The organism is Bacillus sp. P4_D3 (genome assembly GCF_056401855.1).
The window spans coordinates 1-19,491 of record NZ_JBFUIN010000014.1 but is presented as its reverse complement, the minus strand read 5'-3'; the positions used below and the strand labels follow the sequence as shown (position 1 = coordinate 19,491).

The 19,491-nt window shown below is 35.5% G+C and carries 20 protein-coding genes and 1 riboswitch; of the genes, 12 read left to right on the top strand and 8 right to left on the bottom strand.

Annotated features, from left to right (window positions below; translation table 11 throughout):
• The first annotated feature begins 41 nt into the window (after positions 1–41).
• Both AC1DTM_RS04770 and AC1DTM_RS04765 read left to right on the top strand, forming a co-directional pair.
• Positions 42–536, top strand: a complete 495-nt coding sequence (locus AC1DTM_RS04770) for an Lrp/AsnC family transcriptional regulator (protein ID WP_016103820.1) — start codon at positions 42–44, stop codon at positions 534–536.
• 137 nt (positions 537–673) lie between these two features.
• A complete protein-coding gene (locus AC1DTM_RS04765; protein ID WP_002159150.1) occupies positions 674–1,129 on the top strand; it encodes an N-acetyltransferase in 456 nt (151 codons plus the stop codon).
• Between the two features lie 77 nt (positions 1,130–1,206).
• On the opposite strand, the gene AC1DTM_RS04760 is transcribed toward AC1DTM_RS04765, so the two are convergent.
• Entirely contained in the window at positions 1,207–1,977 is a 771-nt protein-coding gene (locus tag AC1DTM_RS04760) for an SDR family NAD(P)-dependent oxidoreductase (protein WP_002159149.1), read from the bottom strand.
• 131 nt (positions 1,978–2,108) lie between these two features.
• Between AC1DTM_RS04760 and AC1DTM_RS04755 the strand changes: the two genes are divergently transcribed.
• From AC1DTM_RS04755 to AC1DTM_RS04735, 5 genes are all read left to right on the top strand, one after another.
• Positions 2,109–2,468, top strand: coding sequence for a MerR family transcriptional regulator (locus tag AC1DTM_RS04755; RefSeq protein ID WP_016103821.1), 360 nt, complete (start codon positions 2,109–2,111; stop codon positions 2,466–2,468).
• 491 nt (positions 2,469–2,959) lie between these two features.
• A complete protein-coding gene (locus AC1DTM_RS04750; protein WP_002159147.1) occupies positions 2,960–3,316 on the top strand; it encodes a DMT family transporter in 357 nt (118 codons plus the stop codon).
• A 2-nt stretch (positions 3,317–3,318) separates the two neighbouring features.
• Entirely contained in the window at positions 3,319–3,633 is a 315-nt protein-coding gene (locus AC1DTM_RS04745) for a DMT family transporter (RefSeq protein WP_000539672.1), read from the top strand.
• Between the two features lie 138 nt (positions 3,634–3,771).
• Positions 3,772–4,347: a TetR/AcrR family transcriptional regulator gene (locus AC1DTM_RS04740; protein WP_016103822.1), complete on the top strand. Its 576-nt coding sequence runs from the start codon at positions 3,772–3,774 to the stop codon at positions 4,345–4,347.
• A gap of 361 nt (positions 4,348–4,708) precedes the next feature.
• The gene (locus AC1DTM_RS04735; protein WP_002159145.1) at positions 4,709–5,911 is read left to right on the top strand and encodes an MFS transporter; all 1,203 of its coding nucleotides are present in this window, start codon (positions 4,709–4,711) and stop codon (positions 5,909–5,911) included.
• Between the two features lie 115 nt (positions 5,912–6,026).
• On the opposite strand, the gene AC1DTM_RS04730 is transcribed toward AC1DTM_RS04735, so the two are convergent.
• On the bottom strand, positions 6,027–6,365 hold the full coding sequence (locus tag AC1DTM_RS04730) for a winged helix-turn-helix transcriptional regulator (RefSeq protein ID WP_002201642.1): 339 nt from the start codon (positions 6,363–6,365) through the stop codon (positions 6,027–6,029).
• Positions 6,366–6,534: 169 nt separating this feature from the next.
• Here AC1DTM_RS04730 and AC1DTM_RS04725 point away from each other — a divergent pair, with 169 nt between their 5' ends.
• Together AC1DTM_RS04725 and AC1DTM_RS04720 are read left to right on the top strand one after the other, a co-directional pair.
• Positions 6,535–7,074 carry an ester cyclase gene (locus AC1DTM_RS04725; RefSeq protein WP_477000060.1) on the top strand — a complete coding sequence of 180 codons (540 nt, stop codon included), beginning with the start codon at positions 6,535–6,537 and terminating at the stop codon, positions 7,072–7,074.
• A 23-nt stretch (positions 7,075–7,097) separates the two neighbouring features.
• Positions 7,098–7,646, top strand: coding sequence for an NAD(P)H-dependent oxidoreductase (locus AC1DTM_RS04720; protein ID WP_016103824.1), 549 nt, complete (start codon positions 7,098–7,100; stop codon positions 7,644–7,646).
• A 178-nt stretch (positions 7,647–7,824) separates the two neighbouring features.
• On the opposite strand, the gene AC1DTM_RS04715 is transcribed toward AC1DTM_RS04720, so the two are convergent.
• Positions 7,825–8,343, bottom strand: coding sequence for a hypothetical protein (locus AC1DTM_RS04715; RefSeq protein WP_016103825.1), 519 nt, complete (start codon positions 8,341–8,343; stop codon positions 7,825–7,827).
• Positions 8,344–8,375: 32 nt separating this feature from the next.
• Positions 8,376–10,115, bottom strand: a complete 1,740-nt coding sequence (locus tag AC1DTM_RS04710; RefSeq protein WP_477000056.1) for an ABC transporter substrate-binding protein — start codon at positions 10,113–10,115, stop codon at positions 8,376–8,378.
• 106 nt (positions 10,116–10,221) lie between these two features.
• On the opposite strand from AC1DTM_RS04710, the gene AC1DTM_RS04705 reads away from it, so the two are divergent.
• Complete coding sequence (locus tag AC1DTM_RS04705) at positions 10,222–11,484, top strand: MDR family MFS transporter (RefSeq protein ID WP_016103827.1); 1,263 nt, start codon at positions 10,222–10,224, stop codon at positions 11,482–11,484.
• A gap of 52 nt (positions 11,485–11,536) precedes the next feature.
• Here AC1DTM_RS04705 and AC1DTM_RS04700 read toward each other — a convergent pair whose 3' ends face one another.
• The 3 genes from AC1DTM_RS04700 to AC1DTM_RS04690 form a co-directional block, all read right to left on the bottom strand.
• Entirely contained in the window at positions 11,537–11,740 is a 204-nt protein-coding gene (locus AC1DTM_RS04700) for a hypothetical protein (protein ID WP_002114883.1), read from the bottom strand.
• A 158-nt stretch (positions 11,741–11,898) separates the two neighbouring features.
• A complete protein-coding gene (locus AC1DTM_RS04695; RefSeq protein WP_016103828.1) occupies positions 11,899–13,098 on the bottom strand; it encodes an ABC transporter permease in 1,200 nt (399 codons plus the stop codon).
• A 60-nt stretch (positions 13,099–13,158) separates the two neighbouring features.
• Positions 13,159–14,583: an amino acid permease gene (locus AC1DTM_RS04690; protein WP_002114879.1), complete on the bottom strand. Its 1,425-nt coding sequence runs from the start codon at positions 14,581–14,583 to the stop codon at positions 13,159–13,161.
• 147 nt (positions 14,584–14,730) lie between these two features.
• Positions 14,731–14,912, bottom strand: a riboswitch (Lysine riboswitch).
• Between the two features lie 201 nt (positions 14,913–15,113).
• Between AC1DTM_RS04690 and racE the strand changes: the two genes are divergently transcribed.
• The gene (racE, locus tag AC1DTM_RS04685; protein WP_016103829.1) at positions 15,114–15,941 is read left to right on the top strand and encodes a glutamate racemase; all 828 of its coding nucleotides are present in this window, start codon (positions 15,114–15,116) and stop codon (positions 15,939–15,941) included.
• A 52-nt stretch (positions 15,942–15,993) separates the two neighbouring features.
• Here the strand turns inward: racE and gapN are convergent, their stop codons facing one another.
• The gene (gapN, locus tag AC1DTM_RS04680) at positions 15,994–17,433 is read right to left on the bottom strand and encodes an NADP-dependent glyceraldehyde-3-phosphate dehydrogenase (RefSeq protein WP_002159137.1); all 1,440 of its coding nucleotides are present in this window, start codon (positions 17,431–17,433) and stop codon (positions 15,994–15,996) included.
• A gap of 628 nt (positions 17,434–18,061) precedes the next feature.
• Between gapN and AC1DTM_RS04675 the strand changes: the two genes are divergently transcribed.
• Positions 18,062–19,491: ABC transporter ATP-binding protein (locus tag AC1DTM_RS04675; RefSeq protein WP_477000055.1), on the top strand; the 1,430-nt coding region annotated here is incomplete at its 3' end.

The following is a 19,491-nucleotide window of genomic DNA, read 5'->3' as shown; positions in this document are numbered from 1 at the left end:
TTTCTTCGAATAATCATCGGTAAGAAAAAGGAGGAATTTTGATGGAGTCATCTGTTATTAAAGTGCTTGATGATTTGGATGTGAAAATTTTAGATATATTGCAGAAAGAGTCACAAGTAAGTAATGCAGAGTTAGCACGCCGCGTTAATTTATCACCAGCTGCTATGCATGCAAGAATAAAAAGATTAGACGGGGAAGGATTCATTGATAAGCAAGTAGCAATTTTAAATCAAGAAAAGCTTGGATTTGATTTATTATGTTTCATTTTTATGAGCACGAATATTCATCAGTCGGAAAAACTTGAAGTGTTAGAACGAGAATTAGAATCTATGCCTGAAGTGTTAGAATGTCACTGTTTAACAGGCGAATATGATTATTTATTAAAAGTTGCGAATCGTGATCGTAAGGAGTTAGAGCAGTTTATTAGAAAGTTAAATAAGCTAGGTATTACACGTATACAAACGAGTTTAGCACTTCGTGAAATTAAATATTCTACGGTATTGCCGATACGGAATGAGGAACCGAGCATCGATTAAGTTGCTTGGTTTTTTGTTTATATAAAATTCAGAAAAGTGATTGACGGAGAGAAAAGAGAGATGTATTATTATATGAAATTATGAATTAAAATTCATCTAATGTTATAAATGTTAACACTGGGGCAAGGGGATATAATATGAAAATCTTTAATGCGGTTACAAGTGATGTGAAAGAAATTTATAATCTCATTGAAATGTATGCAAAAGAAGGAGTTGTTTTGCCGCGTGCTCTTTTGTCTCTCTATCAATATTTACAATGTTTATATGTTATGAAAGAAGGAGAGGAAGTCGTTGGAGTTGCTGGTTTACATGTGTTAGGAGAGGATCTTGCAGAAGTACGATCGTTAGTAGTTTCGCATACATATGCAGGAAAAGGGATAGGGAGTAAGTTAGTGAATCATGTAATGAATGAGGCGGCAAAGATAAAAGTGAACAGGGTAATTTCTTTAACATATGAAACGGAATTTTTTCAAAAGTGCGGGTTTGATTTTGTGAATAGAGAAGCATTACCAGAAAAAGTGTGGATTGATTGTAGACATTGTCCAAAAGTTGATTATTGTGATGAGGTGGCGATGATACGGTATGTTGGGTGAAATTTTTAGAGAGAAAAAGGCCCACTATTATTTAAGAAATAGTGGGTATCTATATTTTAGTCAGAAATGAGATGTTGTTAAGAATTTGAATTCGTTTGTCTTACTGTAAAATTATAAAGCGGATCTCTAAGCTCAAAGTTATACGTAGAACCATCGACAAGTCCTACAACTTTATCGTTATCATAAAGGTCAAGCATAAATTGTGCCATTTGTTTTGCAGTATGAAATTTCGGTACAACACCATCATATTGGAACTCATCAATATTAAATGAACGTTTCGCAAATTCTGTTTCAGTTGCAGCAGGAGCTAAAACTTTTGCTTGTAGTTTTGCACCTTGTTCTTTCAGTTCGTGAGATAGTCCTTCTGTAAATGCACTTACATAAAATTTCGTAGCACAGTACGTAACAGCATTAGCCACAATCGTGTATCCACCGCCCGATGAAACGTTAATAAGCTGTGTTCCATCAACCATTGAATAATCTCGAACGAAAAGAGAAGAGAGTATTGTTAGTGCTTCTATATTTACATGCAACATCGTCTCTATTTTATTTAAATTTTGTTCAGCAATTGAGGCGAAATTACCAAAACCTGCGTTGTTAATCCACGTTTCAATTTGAAAACTTTGTAGACTTTCATAAAATTTATAAACTTCTTCAGTGACGGATAAATCAGTTCTTCGAATGACAACATCCAACTCTGGATGCATTTCGTTAATTTTTAATTTTAATCCGTCTAATTCTTCTTGTCTTCGAGCTACAAGTACTAAATTTTTTCCGCGAGATGCAAAGGCTAAAGCGGATTCATAGCCAATTCCTGAACTAGCACCAGTAATAACAGTATATTTCATATAAAAGCCTCCTAAATTCAAATTAATTTATTATGGTTAGATTCTATTTGTTAGAGTATACTCTAAGTCAAATGTTTTTTATAAAGCAGTTAAATATATGATGATAAATGGCATGTGGAGGGAGTATGAGTATGTACACAATTAGCGAGGTAGCTAAATTATTAGGAGTGAGCACACATACATTACGTTATTATGAAAAGGAGAATATATTAATTGCAAATCGCGATGCAAATGGGAATAGATTGTATGAAGAGTCACATGTAAAGTGGTTGCAGTTTGTAATGAAATTAAAACAAACACAAATGCCGATAGCAAAAATAAGAGAATACGCTAGATTATATTTAGAAGGGGAGCATACAACCGAAGCTCGTTTACAACTGTTAGAAAATCATAAAAAATCTATTCAAACTCAAAGAGAAAACTTAGTAATTACAGAGAAGATGCTTGAAAATAAAATTATTGCATACAAAGACTCGTTGGAAAGTAAATAGCGTACAAAATATTTCGTTCTTTGTTGCATGTTGAAAAGGGAGTACAGGTCTTTGTTTTGGAATTTATCTATGAGTATTTTATTATAATGTGCCGATAAATTAAAAAAGAGCAGTTAGCTAAAAGCAACTGCTCGATTCAAAGGGATCTCCAAGGGGGGAATGGAGAAAATATTATGTTACTACCATTATTGACAGATTATTAAGAAATATACACGTGGATTTAAGAAATTTAAAATATTTTTTGGTTAATAGAATCCGGGTGTTGACACTTTGTCAATTGGTCATGTAGAATGTTTATGAATGACATTCAGTCATTTTTCTATGAAAGGGTGTAGATAAGCAACTTTTATATGTAGTTAGCTTAATAACGGAACAAATATAAGGATAAATGAGGATGATATTGGTTTTTTAAATAGTAGTTAGCGTGAGATTATATTTTTTTAATTAAAAATGACTGACGGTCAGTCAGTAAATAATAGAAGGTGAGAGATATGAAAAATAAAGCTTGGTTATATGTCATATTAACATGTATTTTTGAAGTCTTTTGGGTGTTTGGTTTTAATACAGCTCATACTTGGTGGCATTGGGTCATTATTGTAGGAGTTATCGCTGTTGATTTTTACTTCCTTTCTAAAGCGTGTGAACATCTTGCGACAGGGACAGTATATGCGGTGTTTGCTGGGGCTGGTACTGTAGGAACTTTCTTAATGGATGTTTTTCTTTTCGGTGGAAGTTTTAGTTTAGGAAAATTATTCTTCATTGTGATGGTTGTAGCAGGCGTTATCGGTTTAAAATTGGCTGATAATAAAGCAGAGACTGTGGAAGAAACTATGGAAGGAGCTGCTTAAAAATGGGTTGGTTTTTCGTATTTTGTGCTGCAATTAGTGAAATAGTCGGTGTGATAGGCCTTAAGATGTATAGTAAAGATAAGACGTTAGCAAATGGAGCGATTTATATAGGTGGATTTGCAACTTCCTTCGCATTTTTATACACATCTTTCTTGTTCTTACAAGTAAGTGTGGCTTATGCGGTTTGGATTGGCATTGGAACAGCAGGCGCAGTTTTATTAAATATGTTTCTGTTTGGTGAATCGAAAAGTAAGGCACGTTTGATTAGTGTAGCTCTTATCGTATGTGGAGTTACGGGATTAAAGGCTCTTTCATAAGAAAATGATATGAAAGTTGAATCTCCTAACGATTTGTTGGGAGATTTTTATTATGAAAAGTGCACTATAATTGACAGTACAGCTAGTTATTTTATAAAATGAGTGACAGTCATTCAATACGCGTGTGAAAGGGTTTAGATGATGAATAAAAAAGAAAAAATTGTCTATGCAGCTATTGAAGTATTTCAGGAAAAGGGCGTTGAAAAAACGAAGATTTCTGATATCGTGAAATTGGCTGGCATTGCGCAAGGAACGTTCTATTTATATTTTCCTTCTAAGTTATCTGTTATGCCTGCAATAGCAGAAGTGATGGTTGAGAAGATGATATTTGCAGTGAAAGAAAAAGTACAGAACGATGCACCTTTTTCAAGTAAGGTTGAGCAGGTAATAGATGCAGTGTTTAACTTTATAGCTGAATATCGTGAAATACAAGCTTTAATGTATGCGGGTCTTGCATCTACTGAACATATAAAAGAATGGGAAGCTGTGTATGAGCCTCTTTATATGTGGCTAAGTGAATTTTTAAGTGAAGCAAAAGAAGCTGGTGAAATTCGTGATTCGGTTCATGCAGAGAGAACAGCGAAGTTATTTATTGCTCTTGTTGAATCAGCAGCGGAACAAGTTTATTTATATGATCATAAAGATGATGAGCAAGTCGAGCTACAAAAGGCAGAAGTACTAGATTTTTTAACACATGCACTACATATAAAGTGAAACTTTAATCAGTGGGAGGGTTCATCCCCACTGATTATTAGTTGAACCAATCGGGCATTTAAGGGCAGCTATCTCCCACCTAACTTCCTCGCATTCGCTGAATTTTGAGGTGGGAGTCTTACTGCCCGTTAATKCGGGATAAAGAAATAGTAAGATGAACCTGTCTGAAAAGGTAGGTTCATTTCTGCGGGAAACTGAATGATAGTCATTCACCCTGTATTTATGTATGTGTGGAAGGATAGAGTGAAATTCTAATGAGTGGGGGCATCTTCACTCATTATTAGCCCACAAATAGCAGGATAAAGAAAAAGTTTCTTGGGTATTATTTTTGAGAGGAACTTACGGGAAGAGGTGTTAAAAATTGAAGAAACCGATAAAAGAACAAAAGATGGTATTGATCATTCTTTTGAGTAATATATTTATCGCTTTTTTAGGGATTGGATTAATCATTCCGGTTATGCCATCCTTTATGAATGATATGAATTTAACAGGAAAGACGATGGGCTATCTCGTTGCAGTATTTGCAATGGCTCAGCTTATTACTTCACCTATTACGGGTCGTTGGGTCGATCTTTACGGTAGGAAGAAAATGATAATCATTGGATTATTTATTTTTGGTGTTTCAGAGCTTCTTTTTGGATTAGGAAAAGATGTGTGGATGCTTTATGCAGCGAGGGTGTTAGGCGGGATTAGTGCTGCGTTTATTATGCCGGGTGTTACGGCATATGTTGCTGATATTACCTCTATTCAGGAACGTCCAAAAGCGATGGGATATCTTTCAGCGGCTATTAGTACCGGATTTATTATAGGACCTGGAATTGGTGGGTTTATTGCAGAATATGGTATACGTGTACCATTCTTTGTCGCAGCCATTATTGCCTTTATAGCATGCGTTATGTCTATATTTATTTTGAAAGAGCCTTTAACGAAAGAGGAGCTTGCAGAGATTTCTGTTAATACGAAAGACTCAAGTTTTATCGGGGATTTAAAGAAATCTTTAAATCCAATGTATGCAATTGCATTTATTATTGTATTTGTACTCGCTTTCGGTTTATCGGCATATGAAACTGTGTTTAGCCTGTTCTCTGATCATAAATTTGGCTTCACACCGAAAGATATTGCTGCAATTATTACGATTAGCTCAATCTTTGGGGTAGTTGTGCAAGTATTTATGTTTGGTAAATTGGTCGACATATTCGGCGAAAAAGTGTTAATTCAAATATGTTTAATTGTAGGCGCAGTGTTAGCATTTGTTTCAACTATAGTCTTTAATTATTGGATTGTACTTCTTGTTACTTGTTTTATTTTCCTCGCATTTGATTTACTCCGTCCAGCTTTAACGACGTTTTTATCAAAAGCGGCTGGGAAAGAGCAAGGATTTGTTGCTGGAATGAACTCAACTTATACGAGCTTAGGGAATATTGTAGGGCCGGCGATGGGCGGAATATTATTTGATGTAAATATTAATTATCCATATGCTTTCTCAGGAGTTGTTTTAATAGTTGGTCTCGGCATTACATTTATGTGGAGAGAGAAGCAGTTAGCTGAAAGTTTAGCAAAATAATTTAATAAGTAATGAAAAATCCCTTACCGTTGTAAGGGGTTTTTATTTTATTCCCCTATTTGCGGGCTAATAATCATTTGGGGATGGACAAAACCCCAATGATTAAAGTTTCACTTTATAAACTTAATCCAAATCGCTTTAATTCAATAAATATCCCCTCTAATTGCTTTCCTTTATCCGTTAATGTGTACTCTACACGAGGCGGAACTTCTGGATACACTTTTCTCGTTATTATGCCTTGTGTTTCTAATTCTTTTAGTCGAAGTGATAATGTTTTCGGACTAATCCCGTCCATTGATTTTTGTAAATCACTAAAACGTAATGTGCCTTCGATAAGAAGGTCGCGAATGATTAAAAATGTCCATTTTGTACTAATTACGTCAAGAGTTTTAGCGATAGGACATGGGATGCCAGGTAAACCTTTCGTTAATATAACTGGATCTATATTGGTCATGGAAATAGCCTCCATAAAAATTTTTTGAATGAATTTGCTTTATCGTATCACAAAACTATCTTTTTGGTAACTATATGAAAAAAATATCACTACTTCCATAAAGGAAGTTAATACATATACAATAGCAATACGAAATACAAAGGGTTTGCAGCAGGAGGAGGTGATTTCCATAGGTATGAAAAGGTTATTTGCGTTACTTAGTTTTTTTGTCATTTGTATTGTGCTTGTAGCGTGTAGTGGGGAGGAAAAAACTGAAATCCAATTATTGAAGGAAATGCCGAAGCCAAAAACAATGACAATCGATCCTTCACTAAGCAAAAAAGAAGCGACAGAAATGGTTCATGCAGCCCAGCGCTTTTATGCATTTTGGGATACAGGTAGGGAGGRACTTATTCCGCAAACGGTTACTGAAAATTTTTTCGATAATACACTGCCGAAAGGTCGACCACAAGGCACTGAAGGATTAAAGCTTGCAGCACAAAACTTTCGTAAAGTAGTTCCAGACATACATTGTGAAGTTGAAGATTTATTAGTGGTTAGTGATAAAGTAACAGCTCGTCTTTCTTTTACAGGAACTCATAATGGTAAAAACATTCGTTTTTTTGCAATTGATATTTTACACGTGAAAGACGGAAAGATAACGGAAGATTGGCATTTAGAAGATAATCTTACGCTGAAGCAGCAACTGGGCTTAATAGCTGAAGAGTAGATCATATAAGGGAGAGAAAAGCGATGGGAAATATATTGATTATAAATGGACATGAAAAATACGGTTCAAAGGAAGGACGATTAAATAAAACGTTAGTTGATTATATGGTAACTGTATTAAGCGAAAATCATCATGTGAAAACAACAACGATTCAAGATGGATATAGTATTAAAGAAGAACAAGAGAAATTTTTATGGGCCGATGTTGTGGTTTATCAAACACCAATTTATTGGTTTAGTGTCCCGGGATTATTTAAAACGTATATGGATGAAATATATGAATACGGTTTGTTCTTTGAAGGTGCAGATGAATACGGAACAGGTGGTTTATTAAAAGAGAAGCAGTATATGTTTTCCACAACTTGGAATGCACCTGAAAAAGCATTTGGAGATAAGACGAAGTTCTTTGAAGGAGAAAGTTTAGAATCAACGCTTAGTCATTTACATCGTGTGCAGAAGTTTCTCGGTATGAGTCCATTAAAGAGTTTTGCTTGTTATGATGTGGTGAAGAATCCGGATATAGAGCAATACTTATTAAACTTGAAAAATCATTTGGATGAAGTAATTAAATAATAGTTTGCATCTTTGTGTGCAAGAAGGTTCCTCTTTAAAAATGTAAAAGAAGGTATTACTAAGGATGTAATACCTTCTTTTACATTCGTGAAAATTGCTTAATTCTTATTGGTTTAAAGTCTTCATAAGCGGAATCTAATATTTTATCCCACATACCCCCACTGATTATAGTTTCACTTTATGAAATACGTTGAAAATCTTTACTCATACAGGACTGTTTTAGTTTTTTTGATTTAATCAAATATTTAATATCAGAGATGTTATCATATGAAAGCTGAATATGATAATAGTTTATATACTCAAATAATGCAAAAACATAAACAAATAGTGCGAATGATAGCCCGATTAAAGGTAATTGAGGATACCAAATTACAAAATCAATAGTAAACATAATAAGTCCTGTGATAATCAATCCTATATTTATCCTTTTTAGTCTTTTTAAATATTTAATAATCACAATAGGTGTAACAGATGTTTTCTCTTTTTTTAGTCGTTTCCACTTTACGTACCAGTAAACAGTTCCTTGTAGTAAGAGAAACTCTAAAAGAAGAAATGAGATCCAAAAAGAGTATAGGGAATATAAATGTAGTGTAGGATAAACATAATTAATTACATAACTTGTAAAAATAAAAGTAATGACTGAAAATAACTCACCTGTGTATAGATAGGAAAGCCTTTTTTCTAGGTTGCTTTTCATGGTTTTTCTCCTTTTATAAAAAACTACACATTTTAATACGGGGATGGCTGTATCCATAACTTCGCAAAATTCGCCCAACCGAATGAATCTATTGTTACATTTTTTAGAGAAGAGGGATATGTTTTTCTTTTTAAAACGTGATAGTTAAATAAAATGATGTGTTCTGCTTGTAAAAAATCTTCGATTTCATACATGAGCTCATAGCGCTTGTCTTTATTTTCTTCTAATAAAAAGGTATCTAGCAAACAATTGATTTGTTTTTCATAGTGCGGGTCCATGAACCGATTTACGAAGCAACTTTTATTTTTAAATACATTTAAGAATGCAATTTCATGCTCGGCGGCAAACACTTCTCCCATTAAAATGATATCGGCATGTTTATCAATAGAACAGTCCATATAATCTGAAACGAGAAATGGATGAAGCTCTACTTGTATGCCTAAACGGTCGCAACATTTCTTTAGGAAGACTGTGTCATTTGCACTATCTTTAAACGCGAAGAAGTAAATATGTATCGTTTCACCTTTGTATGTGCTCTTCTTCAAATATTCTTTCGCCTTTTCTAATGAATAGGGTCTTCCCTGAGCTTGGCGACTTCTTTCAGGAAAGAAGCTTGATGCAGTGATTGTTCGATTTCCTTCTAAATCACGGAGGATCGTTTCAACGTCATATATTTCTCTCCAAGCTTTACGAAAGTAAATGTCGTGGTGGGGACCAGGTTTTGTAAAGTTGAAGCTAGCATAAATACAGCCTATTTCTTCTATTTGTATGTCATGTCTTTCATTTTCATTCTCATTTGGTAATTCATAATCAGAATGTATTTTCACATGATCTGGAATACGCCAAAACTCAATACGATCTAGTAATGCGCGTTCTTTAAAATAATGCGTGAAAGCTTCTAGTACGATATTATCTTCAGAATAATGATTAAGTTTAAAAGGTCCAGTACCTATATAGTGATGATTTTGGATTACCGTATCATAGGGCAAAATTGCGAGTTGTATTGAACTTACATAATGTAAGAAAAACAAATTCGGTTTTGCTAAATGGAACCGTACTTGCAGTGGTGACGGTGTTTCAATTTGGACAATTTCCTGTGTTAACCATGCGTAAGGAGATTGAGCTTGCTGCAATCTTTCAAATGAAAATTGAACATCTTTAGAAGTTAAAAGAGTTTCATTATGAAAATGTATATCTTTTCGTAAATAAAACGTCCACGTAAGTTGATCCTGACTTAATTCCCACGTATGAGCAATGTGCGGTTCCATTTTTTCTGTAATATCGTTATAAATGACTAATGTATCAAAAATTTGGCTAATAAGATGACCCTCTGTTGTTACAGCCACAAAAGCGGGATCTAATGGTAATATCTTTCTTGATATAGGGATCTTTAATATGTCGTACATATCATTTGAAGGTTCGTATCCAAAATGATGATGTAGTTTATTTTCTATCTTTTTTTGAAGTGCAAGAGGAAGGGGTTCTTTTAAAAGAAGAAAGATATCTTTTAATTTTTCTTGCGCTAACAGTTCATCTGTATAGCATTCAATTGATTCTACTAAACTATGTACAAATATAATTTCAGTTTTATTCCCGCGGCCTCGCCCTGGAGTCCAGTAAATTAGTTGTTCTTCGCTCATTTTCTTTAATAAAATCTTCACGTTTTTCGTACTGCAATATAAAACATCCGCTAATTCTTGTAAGCTATTTCGCATATGTTGCTGATCTTGTGAATGTAACCTTAAACGAATGTAATAGTCCATAATTTTCATATGTGTACACTTCCTTCTATATAAAAGGGGAAACTCTTTAGAATATTCTAACCTTTTTCTTCCTCTTTTTCAAAGTAAAATGAATAAGCATAAGGAGGGGAAAACGATGGGGTTTTGGAGTATGCATCGAAATATAAAAATTAGAATTATAACATCATTTTTAACACGAGCTGTATCAACGATGATTTTTCCGTTTATGGCAATTTATTTTTCAATAAAGTTAGGTAGTGCGGTTGCTGGTGCTTTACTACTAATTAATGTAATAGCTTCATTAGTAATTGGTTTATATGGCGGGTATATTGGAGATCGGCTCGGTCGTAAAAAAGTAATGATTATTGGCCAAAGTATACAAGTCGTTTCCATTGCTTGTATGGGAATTGCGAACTCAGATTATGTAGATTCACCGTGGTTAACGTTTTTATTTATGCTCGTGAACAGCTTAGGATCTGGACTTATGAATCCAGCGACCGAAGCGATGTTAATCGATGTGAGTACACCTGAAAATCGAAAAGTGATGTACAGCATTAACTACTGGGCGATTAATTTATCAATTGCTATTGGAGCGATATTTGGCGGATTACTATTTGAAAACTATAGATTACAATTGTTTATCGTATTAACGGCTGTGGCGGTCATTACTTTATATGTGATGGCTATATATATGGAAGAAGTGTATGTGGCGCGAAAAACTGTAGAGAAGAAAAACGTATTAAAGGATATGGCGGATAGTTATAAGGTTGTGATGAAAGATCGAGCGTTTTTAATTTTTTGTGCAGCAAGTATATGTACATTATCTTTAGAGTTTCAAATTAATAATTATTTAGGGATACGTTTGCAGAAGGAATTTGAAACGATTCACTTTTTCTTCGGAAATGGTTTTACGTTTGATTTAACAGGTATTCGAATGCTGAGCTGGATATCTACAGAGAATACAATTTTAATTGTATTATTTTCGGCGCTTGTTATTAAAATGTTGAAGAGCTTCAACGATTTAAAAATCTTATATGTAGGCTTATTCATTTATACAATTGGATTCACCATACTTGGAACGAGCAATAGCTTATGGATTTTATTAATTGCGGGGCTTTTCCAAACTGTAGGAGAGATGATGTATGTGCCGGTTCGTCAATCTATAATGGCGGATATGGTGCCAAATGAGGCGCGAGGTTCTTATATGGCGATTAACGGAATGGTATTTCAAGTGGCGAAAATGAACGGTGCATTAGGTGTTATGTTAGGTTCATTTATTGCATCTTGGGGAATGAGTGCGCTGTATTTTATCGTTGGTATGAGCAGTATTTTATTATTTATGAAGGCGATTGGAAAAGAGAAGTATCAAGATGAACGAAACGTTTCTAAGATTGGATAAAGCTATCTAAAAAGCGAACCGGTTATGCTGGGACTCGCTTTTTAGATAGCTTCTAAAATGGATCAACTTCAGCTAAATTAGGATTGGCATTTGGATTTGTTAATAAGGTTTTTAGTTCACCCACTTCTGAGAGAGCGACGAGAATATAACCACTAATGAGGACGATGAGTCCGATGACTCGTAATGTTTGCAATTTAATGTCACGGCTATTTTCCTCTGAGGTGTTTTGGGGCGTTGCAGGCGGATTGTTGTTCATAATAGAGCTCCTATCTTTTTTATTTATATGTGCGAAATCATTATTTAACGTATGGATAGGAATTGTATAGTCATTTTCACTATATGAAAAATGCCTACGAAAAGTGATTAGAAATTTTAGGACGAGAAAAGAGGCTGCTATGTACAGCCTCTTTTTCGTTAAAATGAAGAAATCCTCTTCTTCGTTTTCGGTACGATAACAAATTTAACCCAGAGCATCCCAATGACTGCAATGATCAAACTATGTAGTAATTGTCCTGTAGCAATGAGTATAACACTTGAAAATACAATGAGTTGAATGCTTAGCAATATAAAGATTAAGCGGAGAAATTGATTCATTCGTTTTTCAGTATCAATTGGATATAATGCTACAATAATATTTCCCGAAAAATATTTCCACAGAGAACGAAGCTGCATAGAAATCATATATAGGACGATATAAGCGATAGCGCCTTTTACATATATATTCGGAATAAAATATAGAGCGAAAGCACCGATCAACCCCAAGCGAATATATATACCAAAATAATCATTCCCACGTAAAAACGATAGTGTATGTAAATAGAAGAACGAAGCTTGTTTTTTATGTAGTAACGGTTCAATCCAATTTGTAAGCCATTTTCTGCCGTTCACTTGTTTTTTTAGCTGCGGAACATCAGTGAAGATGCTAGCGAATTGATAAAAGCGAATGTCCATTTTTTCTTCTTGCTCGATTATGTATTCCCACGGTATTCGTTTTATTGGTTGTTTCTTCGTATATAGAAGTAGGAAAGTGAGAAGTAAGAGTAATCCGCCTAATATAATCACATTTGCAGTATAAAACAGCATGTAAATGATCAGGGCGTTACAAGCAATGCGAATGATAAACCATATGCTTTTTTCATAACTATCACGCCATATCCAATGTATGTATATGTTCCAAGCTTTCGTAATCATTAAAACGATAAAGATTGTACATAAAAAAGGTACGGTTAATTGTAATGATTGCATGGCAAGCGGTACGATAATAAGGAACATAAATACAAGCGGGAAAAGTTGAATGATGTAATTATATAGAAGAGATTTTTTAAAATAAGATGTTAATTTCTCTTCTAGCGCCAGTAAATAGACAGCATCAGGTTTTTGAATAAATGTGCGAATTGGGCATCTCGTTATAATGAGTGTAAGTACGATTGTGATGAGTAATAAAGATATTCCTTTAGAAGGATCCGTTTTAAGAAACTTGGCGTAATAATATGCACCTACACATGAGACGAAGATGAAGCTATATAGCAAACCGTTAATCATACGTGCAAAGTATGTGATGGCATTTTGAATATGTTGTTGAAAGCGAGAGCTCCATAGTGATTCGATTGACATGTTTTTCACCTCTTTTTTCTATTATATATGTTTTATTAAGCAAAAAACGAGCAAATTGCGTTATGCAACTTGCTCGTTTTTCTTTTCGTTATTTTTTTTCTGATCACGATTCATTAATGGATAGAAGGCAAAGCCAATTACGAATAAACCAATCCCGAGAAGGAATGTTTTTATATCGGATGCGCCTGTTTTAATAACCCATAGTGCATAGCAAAGTGCGATCGCTGCGACTATGCCATCTGTAATTCTTGCCCGCATTTCATTTTTGTATGTTTCACCAGTTGCGACTAGCTTTAACTGGAAGATTGGTGAAACGAGATATGGAATGAGGTAGGCTAAAGTTGATACTGTAATAACGAATGTATAAGCTTCCGCAATTGTTCCTGATAATGTTGAGAATAAGAACACTTGCGACATAATGTTTGTTAATCGTAGTGAATGAATTGGACTTCCTTTTTTATTTGTTTTTGCGAAGAAGGAAGGGAAGAAACCTTCTTTTGCTGCTTGATAAGGTACTTCTGAGCTTAATAAAATCCAGCCTAATATGGAACCGAATAGGGAAGTAAGAGCAAGTAATGCCATAAGTTTCCCGCCGCCGTGACCCATTGCAGCGTTTAATGCATCTGCTAATGGACGTTCAGAAGCTTGTAATTTATCAACGTGAAGTACACCCATTGTTAAAATTGTAATTCCTAAGTAAATTGCAACTGTTATTAGTAAACCGGCAACTGTTGCACGTTTTACCGTTTTGGGAGAAGTAGCTCGGTTTGATAAAAGAACGGCTGATTCAATCCCGATAAATGCCCAAAGTGTTGTAAGAGCAGCTAAATTTACTTGTGAAAGGAGACCGTGTGATACGCCTTCTTTATCGATCATTGGTGTGTACCATTGTCCAAATTTTGAAGCTTCGAACGCAAATAACGTAACAATGATGAATAGAAGGAATCCAGTCACTTTCGTTGTTGTTGCTAAGAAGTTAAGTTTCCCAGCTCCGCTTACACCGTTTGTTAAAATTAAATGAGTGCCCCATAGTAAGACAGAACAAATAGTAAATGTAAGTAGTTTTCCAACTTCTATATTGAAAGAGCCGATTGAAAACAATAGTCGTGTATCTTTCATAATCGGGAAGAAGAGCGATAAATATCCCGCGAAAGATGTAATGATGGCAACGTTACTTGCCCAGTTTGCAACCCAATATCCCCATACTATGCTGAAACCAGCCATTTTTTTCTTTTTTGGTGATGAGAATAAAGCATATGCATGACTTTGTGGTCCTGTCGTTAAATCAGGACGACGAATTGCTAAATTACCGAAAACAAGAGCTAGCATTAAAACACCAAACCCTGTTGTTAACCAAGCTAAAGTGACACCGAGAGGGCTAGCTGTTTGTGCCAACGTACTTGGCACCATGAAAATACCAGCGCCAACCATGTTACCGACAACGAAAGCTGTTAGTACCCAAAAGCCCCATTTTTTTTGTTGCATAGAAAATACCTCCAAAGTTAGTATAACCAAGTCAAGCGAGGAGATATGTATGTCTTCCTAAGTAAGGAAGAGAAGTCCCAAACAAAACAAAAAAAGCACGTAATTTGCCGCTACATGCTTTCTATCTTATAAGAAACCCACGACATACCTCTCGATAGCTCTCCACAAACGAAACGTTTGTGACAGTTCTGCACTTATTAAATGCAGACCCAGCAAGCGCGCATGGTGGGCACGTCTTACTTCGGCAACCATTCCTTTCTCATTCCTTCATCAATGCCACTACATCTCCTGAAATGATACTTTTAATGATTGCAACCTCTACCTCACCGAGATACGAATGAGGATTTAAATATTAAATTAACGTATTTAAGAGTAACAAATGTATTTTTATACGTCAATGGATATGGTAATAATCAGATTATGGAGAAGAGTTTGTGATTAAAAGCGAGAGGGATTGTTATACAATATTTGAATTTTCGTAATATAATACATGTTATTAGCGCTAGAAGATTGAGAAGGGGATGAAGTATATGTCTGTATGTAATAAAAATTCCGTAATAGGTGTACTAGATTCAGGGGTCGGGGGATTAACAGTTGCTAGTGAGATTATGCGTCAATTGCCTAAAGAGAGCATTTACTATATTGGTGATAATGAGCGTTGTCCGTATGGGCCAAGAAGTGTAGAGGAGGTACAATCTTTCATATTTGAAATGGTTGAGTTCCTCAAACAGTTTCCATTAAAAGCTCTAGTGGTAGCATGTAATACTGGTGCAGCTGCTGCATTGACTGATTTGCAAGAAGCACTTTCCATTCCAGTTATTGGCGTTATACATCCGGGAGCAAGAGCTGCAATTAAAGTGACAAAGAAAGGTAAAATAGGGGTAATTGGAACTGTAGGTACGATAAAATCTAACATGTACGAAAAAGCATTACACGAGCTTGATACATATTTGGAAGTGCATAGTCATGCGTGTCCGACTTTAGCTACAGTTGTAGAAAATCACTTAGAAGATACAGCATATGTAACGCAGCAAGTGAAACAAGCTTTACTGCCATTAACGAAAGAAGATATAGATACGTTAATTCTTGGGTGTACGCATTATCCACTTTTAGAGTCCTATATAAAAAAGGAGTTAGGAGAGGCTGTGACAATTATTAGCTCTGCAGAAGAAACAGCGATAGAGTTAAGTACCATTTTACAGCACAAAGGAATTTTGTCTGACAATCTTAATCCGAAGCATCGATTTTTTACAACAGGCTCTGTTTTATCGTTTGAACATATTGCTGAGCGTTGGCTAGGGTATCAAATTTCTGTAGAATGTGTGAATTTACCTACGGAAAAACAACTCGTGAACTAAATTGTATAAAAAGAAGCTGATCTAAATTTTAGATCAGCTTCTACATATAAGATTAAACTAAGTTTAATACAGTTACTTTTTCACGTGTCATAGACTCAAGGCTCTTATGAATACCTTGTGCGCCCATACCTGAACCTTTTATACCGATGAATGGGAAGTGGTCAGGGCCGCGCTCTGTGCGTCCGTTAATTTGAACAGAACCAGTTTCGATTTTGTTAGCAATTGCAAACGCTTTGTTAATGTCTTTCGTGAAGACACTTGCTTGCAGACCGAAGTCTGATTTGTTAGCAATTTCAATCGCTTGTTCGTCAGAAGAAACACGGATGATTGGAAGGATTGGGCCGAATGGCTCTTCCCAAGCAACTTTCATTTCTTCTGTTACGTGGTCGATTAATGTTGGGTAAATTAAGTTGCGCTCACGTTTGTTACCGATAACGATTGTTGCACCTTTTTCTACAGCATCATCAACTAAACCTTGAACGAAGTCAGCAGATTTGTCGTCGATTAATGGGACGATTGTGCTGTCTTGTTCTGGAGATCCAACTGATAATTTAGCTACTTGCTCTTTTAATAAGCCAACAAGCTCGTCTGCTACATTTTCGTGTACAAGTACACGTTTAATAGCTGTACAACGTTGACCAGAGTAAGAGAATGCACCGCTTACGATATGATTTGCAGCATCTTGTAAGTCAGCATCTTCACGAACGATACCAGGGTCTTTACCACCAAGTTCTAATACAAGTGGAATCATTGCAGCTTTTTTCGCTAAATGTTTACCTGTGTTTGTACCACCTGTGAACGATACCATATTGATGCCAGGATGTTCTACTAAGTAGTCACCAATTACAGAACCGCGTCCTGTAGCTACGTTTACAAGACCTTTTGGAAGGCCAGCTTTATGAAGTGCTTCAACCATTTTAACACCGCTAATTGCACCTTGAGTTGCTGGTTTGAAGATAACAGCGTTACCCATAATAAGTGCTGGTGCAAGTTTTGCAGCAGATAAGTTTACTGGGTAGTTAAATGGTGCGATTGCTAATACAACACCAAGTGGTGCGCGTTGGATAATCGCAAGTTTAGATTTGGTTCCGCCAGGGAAGCTATCGCCCATCATGCTTTCTCCGTGCATATGAAGAGCTTCTTCAATAGTGTAACGAATGAAGTCAGCTGTACGAACAACTTCTTTTTTCGCATCTTTATATCCTTTACCGACTTCTTTCATAATGATATCGGCAATTTCATCTTGCATATTTACGAGCTCATCAGCCCATTTATATAAATATTTTGCGCGATCTTGTAGAGAAGCTTCAGCCCATGATTTTTGAGCTTCTTTTGCAGATGCAATTGCTTCATCTACTTCTCCTTGAGTAATTGCTTGTACTTGCCCAATTACTTCGTGTAAGTATGGAGATGGAATGTCGATTGTTTGACCAGAAGAGCTTTCTCTCCATTCTCCGTTTAAATAAAATTTGTACGTATTGCTAGTTGTCATGATTAGTCCTCCTAAAATAGCAACTTGTAAGAGTGAGTATAAGGTGATTGTAGGTGGTTTGATAATATTTTTCAAATGAAATGTTTGTGAAAACGATTTCTTATTATTTTTTTATTTTGTATGCCCTTTCTTACAGAAGATTCTCTTATTTCAAACTGAATTATAAGTAGAATGCATCACTTTCATTTTTTGTGATAAAAGATTATTTTATTCTAAACCGAAAAAAATAATTGACAGAATACTCAATAAAGTTGTAAGATTATAAATGGAAAATAAATGAAGGGGGTGTGCGTAATGATTGTAATCGTAAATGTAATGGGCTTAGCTCTGTTAAATGGCGGAAAACATTCATATCATTACGCAACCCGTGCGGATATATAGGACCTTTTTGTCTTATGAGAAGCGTACGTTGCGTATATCGTAACGTACGCTTTTATGCATTCTATTGCATATCGTCAAGCGGCGGTATGCTTTTTTTTGTTTATTTTCCTCGTTACTATAAAAAATCAGAATTTGGAAGGTGGAAAAATGTGATGAAATACTGTGGTTTTCAAAATGTAAATGTGATGGATTTGGATAGCGGATAAAGAAATGTGAATCAAATGAGAACGAGAAAGGAGAGGTTATATTGTTTTCAGTATTACTAAAGTTAAGCTGGTTTTTTAGGGAGCATTGGAAAAGGTATAGTATCGCAATTGGGGTACTTTTAATTGTAAACGTGATAGAGGTAATTCCTCCGAAAGTGTTAGGAATTACAATTGATAATATTAAAACAGGAGCCTTAACGAACGAGGCAATTATGCAATATATTTTTATTTTATTTGGGGTAACGATTGGTGGGTATGTGCTTACTTTCATTTGGCAGCACCAACTATTTGGCGGTGCGTTCGTACTGGAGAAAACGATGCGTTCAAAATTTATGGGGCATTTACTCAAGATGACACCGACGTTTTATCAAAAAAACCGTACTGGCGATTTAATGGCGAGAGCGACAAATGATTTAAAAGCAATCTCCATGACAGCTGGTTTTGGTATATTAACGCTCGTTGATTCTAGTCTATATATGCTTACAATCGTTTGTATGATGGGCTTTTCAATTAGTTGGCAGTTAACATTTGCTGCGCTTATACCGCTTCCGATTATGGCGTATGCGATGAATAGGTACGGAAAGAAATTGCATGAAAGATTTACTGTCGCACAAGATGCGTTCGGAGATATGAACGATAAAGTGCTGGAATCAATTGCGGGTGTACGCGTGATTCGTGCATACGTACAGGAGAATGCTGATCAAGAAAGGTTCCATCATTTAGGAGATGACGTATACGAGAAAAATATGAGAGTAGCAAGAATCGATGCATTATTCCAGCCGACTGTGAAAATGCTCGTCGGTCTTAGTTATTTAATTGGTTTAGTGTACGGTGCATATCTCGTATTCCAATCAAAGGTGACACTTGGTGAGCTCGTTTCTTTTAACGTCTATTTAGGGATGATGATTTGGCCGATGTTTGCAATTGGTGAATTGATTAATGTTATGCAAAGAGGAAATGCTTCGCTCGATCGTGTAAATGAAACGTTAGCTTATGAACCAGATGTAAAGAATCCGAAAGATCCAAAGGTTGTACAAGAGCCAGATTACATTCAATTTGATAACGTTACTTTTTCATATCCTTCATCAATTGAAACAAATTTAAAAAATGTTTCGTTCTCATTAAAACAAGGAGAGACACTTGGAGTTGTTGGGAAAACAGGAAGCGGGAAAACGACGCTTGTACGTCAGCTTCTTCGTCAATATCCACTTGGAGAAGGGGATATTGCAGTTTCTGATGTGAAGCTAGATAAAATTCCGAATGATAACGTACTTGGCTGGATTGGGTACGTACCTCAGGAACACATTTTATTTTCAAAAACAGCGAAGGAAAATATTTTATTCGGAAACAGAGAAGCGACTGAAGAAGAACTTGAAAAAGCGATTGAAATAGCTGCGTTTAAAAAGGATTTAGAGTTTTTACCAGAAGGTTTAGAAACGCTCGTTGGGGAAAAAGGTGTTTCTTTATCAGG